This is a genomic window from Paraburkholderia suaedae (assembly GCF_040812055.1).
Taxonomy (GTDB): Bacteria; Pseudomonadota; Gammaproteobacteria; order Burkholderiales; family Burkholderiaceae; genus Paraburkholderia.
Genome location: NZ_JBFOAH010000014.1, coordinates 184823 through 190938, shown reverse-complemented (window position 1 = coordinate 190938; position 6116 = coordinate 184823). Strand labels below are relative to the sequence as shown.

3 protein-coding genes and 2 pseudogenes are annotated in these 6116 nt (G+C 62.8%); 1 reads left to right on the top strand and 4 read right to left on the bottom strand.

Annotated features, from left to right (window positions below):
* The first annotated feature begins 585 nt into the window (after window positions 1-585).
* Window positions 586-2349, top strand: a complete 1764-nt coding sequence (locus ABQJ48_RS20230; protein ID WP_473094161.1) for an FAD-dependent oxidoreductase — start codon at window positions 586-588, stop codon at window positions 2347-2349.
* A 134-nt stretch (window positions 2350-2483) separates the two neighbouring features.
* Here ABQJ48_RS20230 and ABQJ48_RS20225 read toward each other — a convergent pair.
* From ABQJ48_RS20225 to ABQJ48_RS20210, 4 genes and pseudogenes are all read right to left on the bottom strand, one after another.
* Window positions 2484-3948 (bottom strand): annotated as a pseudogene (locus ABQJ48_RS20225) (alginate export family protein).
* 47 nt (window positions 3949-3995) lie between these two features.
* Window positions 3996-4652, bottom strand: a pseudogene (locus tag ABQJ48_RS20220) (YoaK family protein); the annotation flags it as partial.
* A gap of 76 nt (window positions 4653-4728) precedes the next feature.
* Window positions 4729-5646, bottom strand: coding sequence for a glyoxalase (locus tag ABQJ48_RS20215; RefSeq protein ID WP_367839763.1), 918 nt, complete (start codon window positions 5644-5646; stop codon window positions 4729-4731).
* 23 nt (window positions 5647-5669) lie between these two features.
* Window positions 5670-6116 (bottom strand): DoxX family protein, encoded by a 447-nt coding sequence (locus ABQJ48_RS20210; RefSeq protein WP_367839762.1) that lies wholly within the window; start codon window positions 6114-6116, stop codon window positions 5670-5672.

Sequence of the window (6116 nt, the reverse complement as noted above, 5' to 3'; positions counted from 1 at the left end):
TTTGTGGGTTTGCCGGTGCGAGTGCGGTGGTGAGGCGAGAGTGAGTGCCGGGCGCTTGCGATTGGGCCGGGCGCGTTCGTGCGGCGGCTGCTTTGGCGCTTCGACCGACTGAGCGGCACAGCAGGCTCGGTTCGGTCATGGCGTGAGCTGCCTGTTCATCCGACGTTCCCACGCGGTGGTAACGGCTCTCGAACGGCCCGCTACCGACCCGCAGCGGCCCCTCGGTCCCTCGGGAGTTCAAGGCGGCTCTCAAAGGTACAACAGTCACTCGTGCCGTCTTGTTGGCCCGCAGGCGATCGTCGACTAGGGACCTGCACCACCCGAACTGAGTACGGGCGTGACGATCATCGAGAAGTGCAGACCATTTCATGAACGTGCAACTGAGCGCGCCAGGAAGTCCGCTTGTGCCGGTCGCGAGTCCCACGAGGGCTCGGACACGAGCAAGATTGGTGTTACCTATTTGCGGCATGTTGACGGCTAACCTATCTTGAATCACGGGGCGGCATTTACCCCCGTGGGTTATCCAAAAGGCCAGTGGCGTGGCTCTCCGCCGCCGGTTCCAACGCGCGTAGTCAGAGGTTCATGATGAACAGCAACGCAGCTTCGCCGCCGGGCGGGCCGGAAAACCGGACGGGAGTCGGCACGAACGGCGCCGATCGTTCTGCCGTGGCGGATGCGCAGACCCCAGATAGCACCCCGCGCTGGCATCAGATATTTCCGGTACTGACTGACGCCGAGATTGATCGGATCAGTCGCTTTGGCGAGGCCCACAGCTACGCAGCCGGCGAATTCCTTTATCGCGTGGGTGGCATAAGCCCAGGCATGTTCGTCCTCTTGTCGGGCACGATTCGATACACGGCACGCGACGGACTGGGCCATCGGCGTTTGCTGCGCTCTCAGGCGAAGCGTGGCGAATTCACATCCGACGTTGGCATGCTTTCAGGCAAGCCCGGCCTTGTCGATGCGGAGGTGATCGAAGATGTCGTGGCGCTCGTAATCGCACCGGAAAAGCTGCGTGCCCTGATGATCGGCGAGGCGGAGCTCGGTGAAAGGATCATGCGCGCGCTGATCCTGAGGCGCGTCGCCGCGATCGAGCGCGGGCAAGGGGCGGTGCTCGTTGGGCCGCCCGACAACGAGCGGCTCCTCGCGCTGCAACATTTTCTGCAACGCAATGCTTACCCGCATATGACGCTTGACGAAAGCGGTGCCGATGCCATCGCATTGCTCGAGCGCATGACGCCTCAGCGCGATGACATGCCGCTCGTTGTGTGCCCGGATGGCACCGTGTTGCGCAATCCGGACAACGGGCAGCTTGCTTCGTGCCTAGGAATCGTGCCGGAATTCGATCCCAGGCATGTCTACGACGTCGCGATCGTCGGCGCCGGGCCTGCTGGCCTGGCGGCAGCCGTCTATGCCGCATCGGAAGGCTTGTCAGTGGCCGTCTTCGATTGCCGCGCGCCGGGCGGCCAGGCAGGCACGAGTGCCCGCATCGAAAATTACCTGGGCTTTCCGACTGGCATCTCGGGGCAAGCGCTAGCCGGCAGGGCATTTAACCAGGCGCAGAAATTCGGCGCGCACATCGCGATTCCCGTCGAGGTGAAAGGCTTGCAATGCAGCGCATACCCGCTCGAGGTGGAGCTTGCCGGTTCGCGGCGCGTTGAGGCATGGACGGTAGTCGTCGCGAGTGGCGCCGAGTATCGGCGTCCGGCAGTGACCGGGCTCGCGCGCTTCGAAGGTCGCGGCGTCTATTACTGGGCGACATCGATCGAGGCCCGGCTTTGCCGCAGCGAAACCGTGCTGCTGGTCGGTGGCGGAAATTCAGCAGGACAGGCCATTGTGTTTCTTGCGTCGCATGCTGCCCATGTTCATGTGCTCGTCAGGGGCGAGGATCTCGAACACAGCATGTCGCGCTATCTGATCGAGCGAATTGCCTCGTTGCCCAACGTGACGATCCATATGGGTTCTGAAATAACGGCCCTCGAAGGTGACGAACGGCTGGAGTCCGTCCACTATCGGCGACGCGATGGGGGTATAGAAAGTCTGAAGACGCATCACTTGTTCCTCTTTATCGGTGCCGCCCCCAACACGAACTGGCTGTGCGCGTGCGGAGTGTCGCTGGATTCGAGAGGATTTGTGTTGACGGATACCGACCTGGGAACACGAGCGAGCGGGCCCACGCTCCCGTTGCATACAAGTGTCGACGGCGTGTTTGCAATCGGCGATGTTCGATCGGGTTCCACCAAGCGCGTTGCAGGAGCCGTGGGGGAAGGGGCAGCCGTGGTCGCGCAGGTTCACCGCTTTTTAGCCATGAAGCGCGCCGAAACACCCGCGCGTTCCATGCATGTGTAAGCCGCCTGTCGCGATGGGTTGCAAGGCTGGATATGTCGCGCGGACCTCTTTTAAATTTGGATGGCGTACACCGGTATTGGAAAAGGCACGGACCGCTCAACCAGGAACTTGGCCGCAGCGCGTTTCCGATGTGGCTACCATCCATATTTCAGTTCGACACCGAGGTAGTCCGCGTTACTTCCGCCTGCGTTGCGAATCGAGTCGCCCACCTGGAAGTGCACCGCTTCGACTGAACCGATCACGTTCGCGGCAATGGTCCAATCGGCACGTACTTGCACGTACTTGCACGTACATGCCCGTCCACCGGCTGCCATGTCCGGCTGTTCCGGGCACCATGGCACTGCCCTGCTGATACACGGCGTCCGCTGTCGTCTCGCGCCACTGGAACCCGAGCGCGCCGAGAAGCGCGAGCTTGCTGGTCGGCTTGAGCGTGATGGAAGGCTTGACGTGAATCAGGTTCGCATAACCCGTGTAGCCCGCGAGCGTGAAGTAGTAGCCATTCGGAAAGAGCGGATTGAACGTCTCGACACGCCCGTCTCCGGGATGCCGGTCACCCGAAGCCGCATCGATCTGCACGCCCACGCGCGGGGTCCACGGCAGGTCCAGCGTATAACCTGCCAGCGAGCCTACCGCCCACGCGCTGATCGTCTTGGTGCCGACGTTCCCCGACTGATACATCGACTCCACATCCCAGTCGGCGCGGCCCACCTTGCCTGTATAGCGAAGGTCGAATACATCGCGATGCTCGTCGCCCGTCGCATCCAGGAAGTGCGCATTCGAACGGTTATACCTTGAGTAATAACCTGAGAGGTCGCCGGGTCCGACGCTCTGCCGCTCGAAGCGCACGCCACTGAATGTCAGATGCCGGTTCGAGAAATCATCGAACGCCGTCACGTCGCGGTACTGCACAGGCTGCGTCAGGTAGCCGATGAAGCGCCATTTCTGATACTCGTAATCCGCCCAGATCGCGTCGTACGCCTGCCGCACGTTCGGACCGTCGCGAACGGAGATGAACCGTTGCAGGTCGAACGCCATCTCCTGGCGGCCGACGCGGAATTTCACCGTGCCGGGCCCCAGTGGACTGACCCACGCAACAAACGCCTGTTCAAGGTCGAGCGGATTCTTGTCGACGGGCGTCACCGTATCCTTGCCGAACGGTCTCGCATCTTCGAGTTGCGCAAAGAACTGGAGGTACGGGCCGATACGCGCATCGGCGCTGACCTGCGCGCGCTGTATCACGTAGGTATCCGAATGCCCCGTGCCGATGCCGAAGAGTGGCGCATCGTTGACTTCCAGGCGCTCGCGCAGATTCGCTCCCAGCGACAGATACGAATGTGGATCGCCCCCCAGCGGAATGTATTTGAGGCTATCGAGCGGCTGCCGGGACACGCACGGGTCCGCGAGCACGGCCCAGTCTTCCTGCCAGCGGTTGAACTCCACTACCGGCCGCTTCGCGGTGCATGCGGCGGCTGATGTGTCGGCGGTTGCCGGCTCTTCCGTGCTCGCCCGCGCGCTGCCGCTCGACACCAGCGCCAGGCCGGCAATGAAAACGGCAACGAATGCCACCGCGTTCGTACCTGCGCACGGCCTTGGCCACATACGTGTCGTGGCGTCTCCGTGTCGTGAGCTGGGTGCAATACGCCGCGTGCCTTCAAAGCCAGCCACAAGAGCACGACGTACGGCAACAGCAACGCCCAAAACCCTGTGTGGCGATACGCGAGAGCCCCAACGATTGCGCCAGTTGCGAACGCGAGAATCGTCGGCACCATCTTCCCCAGACGCGTTCGCGCCACCGCTCGTGCGTCGGATGGCATCTGCGGCGACAGGAGGTCGATCGTGTCGAGCACCGCCTGCGTCACGTTGCCCGTCATCACGGTGTTGGGCACGCCGGGACGCGGGACAAGCCGGCCGTGCGCATTCTGCACGCCCATCGCCGCTGCGCCGATCATCCCACAGACGATGACGGGCGTCCTATCGGCATGCACTATGGGCGAGACGCTGACACCCGCGAGGCAAAAGGCCAGCATGAGCGCCGCCTGAACAACGTAGAGAACACACGCCGCGCGGTGGGGCGTCGCGGGTTCGACGCGCTTCACAATCACGCTGCTGACGACCACGCCCGCAACGAATGCGGGGAACGCCATCAGCTTCATGAACACGCCCTGGCCTAACCCTGCCGCTTCGGAGCCAATCAGCACGAAGTTGCCCGTGACGTGCGCGGTGAACAGCCCGAAAAGCGCAACAAAGCTGAGCGTGTCCACGTAGCCCGCGATGGCGGCGAGCACGCTGTCTTCAATTTCCATCAATCGTCTCCCGTGCCGGGGGATGACATCGGGCGGCCTCGCGACCGTCATGGCGCATCACCCCGGCGTCCCGCGTCTACTGCGCGACCGCATGAATCTCGGCGATATAACCACCCGGGAACTGCACGAGCGCGGCTTCGCGCTTATCCGAAGTGAACGGCGGGATCAGCACGGTGACGCCTGCCGCCTTCGCCTTCTGCAGCGTGTCGGCGAGATTCGTCACTTCATAGCCCGTCATCTCCCGGCCGAACGGCCAGGGCAAGTGGCCGTCGGTCACCAGCACCGTCATCCTGCCGAATCCCGAGTCGATCCGCACGCGTCGGTACGTATCGCCCGGCCGGCCAATTTCGACGCCAGGCGCGTTGTGATCATCGGAGACAACCTTGCCATGCGAAAAAGCCACGAAGTTGCGAATCAGTAAATTGGCGCGCTCGGGCGACACGTAGACCCGGTTCTCGGGCACCGTCTGCAAAGAATCATAGTTCGGCGCCTGGTTGTGCCAGTACAACTGCATGTTGACGCCGCCCGGCCAGGAGACGATCGCGTCACGTCCGATCGGATCGGGGAACGTCGCCACCGTGACGTCGGCGTGGTGCCGCCTGGCCGACTTGACGGCCGTGTCGATGTCGGTGACGAGATACCCCGTGCGCTCGCTACCGAACGGATACGGAACAGGCGTCTTGAAGCCGAACACCGACAACGTGCCGACCGGCGTGAAAACGAGTTGCGACATCGTCTCGCTCGACGTCGGTGTCACCTGAAAGACGCCCTGTTGCGACTTGTGGCCGCCGAAGGTTGCGACAACACTATCGGTGAATTTGTCGAAGTCTTCAGGCGCTACATAGACATGGGTGGTGTCGTATTGCGGCCCCACAGCGAGCTGCGGCTCCGCAACGGGCTGTGGAATTTTCGGTGGTGTAGCCGACGCGACTGACGATGCAGCGATACAGATGATGGCAAGCGCTGCCGCTGCAAGGGAACGAAGATTACGCATGGTATTGAAAGTCCTCTGAGGTTTTACTGAACACCGGCACGGCCGGAGGAATGTTTGATGCCGGCAAGGCATGTCGCCATGACGAGCGCGGCGATGAGTCCGAGATGTTCAAAGAAGCCGTTCAACGCGAAAACGTGCGCGTCGCCCGTCAGGTTCCAGAAGTCGTTCGCGACGAGCATCGCCACGGCCGTCAATGCGCCCAGCCCTCCCGCGCCCAACCACACGAAGCGGTTGGCGATCACGCAGGCCGAGCCGCCCAGCTCGACGACAATCGCGAGTGCCGCCCACAGCCATCCCGGATGAAGTCCGAACTGCTGCTGCTCGAGCACGGCGGCATGAAAGTTCGCGAGCTTGGCCACACCGCCAATCACATACGCGGACACGAGCGCCGCGCGCGCCACCAGCGGCAACCAGCGCTGCGCGAGCAGCGCGGCGATCCAGTGCGGATTCCCTTCTGCGTGCGTGCTCAT

Excerpts from the sequence above, each read along its gene's own strand:
- ABQJ48_RS20230 (WP_473094161.1), top strand. The coding sequence starts at position 586 with ATGAACAGCAACGCAGCTTCGCCGCCGGGCGGGCCGGAAAACCGGACG.
- ABQJ48_RS20215 (WP_367839763.1), bottom strand. The coding sequence starts at position 5,646 with ATGCGTAATCTTCGTTCCCTTGCAGCGGCAGCGCTTGCCATCATCTGT.
- ABQJ48_RS20210 (WP_367839762.1), bottom strand. The coding sequence starts at position 6,116 with ATGAGCACGCACGCAGAAGGGAATCCGCACTGGATCGCCGCGCTGCTC.